General features: G+C 69.8%; 1 protein-coding gene and 1 pseudogene. Both read right to left on the bottom strand.

Going from position 1 to position 721, the window contains the following annotated elements; genetic code table 11:
• The coding region (locus B2J89_RS21330) for a phage holin family protein (RefSeq protein WP_169170828.1) at positions 1–318 on the bottom strand (318 nt) is incomplete at its 3' end.
• A gap of 184 nt (positions 319–502) precedes the next feature.
• A pseudogene (locus B2J89_RS21325) lies at positions 503–721 on the bottom strand (TerC family protein); the annotation flags it as partial.

Genomic DNA, 721 nt, shown 5'->3' with positions numbered 1-721 from the left:
GATCACCAGGCCCAGCGCCGAGTACATCAGCGAGCCCAGCAGCGCGGCGCCAAAGCCGCGCACGTGAAAACCGTCGAGCACGCCGGCCGCGGCCCAGAACATCAGCGCGTTGATGACGAATAGGAACAGGCCGAGCGTGACGATGGTGACCGGCAGCGTCAGCACCACCAGCACGGGGCGCAGCACGACGTTGAACAGGCCGATCACGAAGGCGGCGATCAGCGCGGTCGTGAAGCTTTTGACCTCCACGCCGCTGTAGAGATAGGCCACCAGCAGCAGCGCTGCGGCACTGAGCAACCACTTGAAAATGAGCTTCATGCGGGAAAGCATAGCGCATGCCCGCCCGCGGCCTGCGCGGTCTGTCGCGCCGGCCGCGCGGCGGGCAGGGGGCCGTGCGCCCGACGCAAAAACAGGGACCGAAGTCCCTGTGTCGTGGTGCCGGGGCCGGCCCGCAAAAGGCGGTGCGCGCCCTTCACCGCCCCTGGCCCGAGGCCGATCGGTCTTAGACCGCAGGCGTGCGGCTGGCCGCGGCCGCGGCGTGCCGCGAGGCGATCCAGCGGCCCAGGGCCAGCACCATCAGGGCCCCCGCAATACCGGCGCCGTACTTGATCCAGTCGTTGGCCTGGTCGATCTTGGGCATCCAGGCCAGGGTTTCGGCCACGGCCACGGCGGGGTCGGAGACGGCCATGGTGCCGGCGATCCAGCCCAGCAGCATGCCGCC

The sequence above is a fragment of the Acidovorax sp. SRB_24 genome (assembly GCF_012931925.1).
This window is presented reverse-complemented; position numbering and strand designations above follow the sequence as displayed.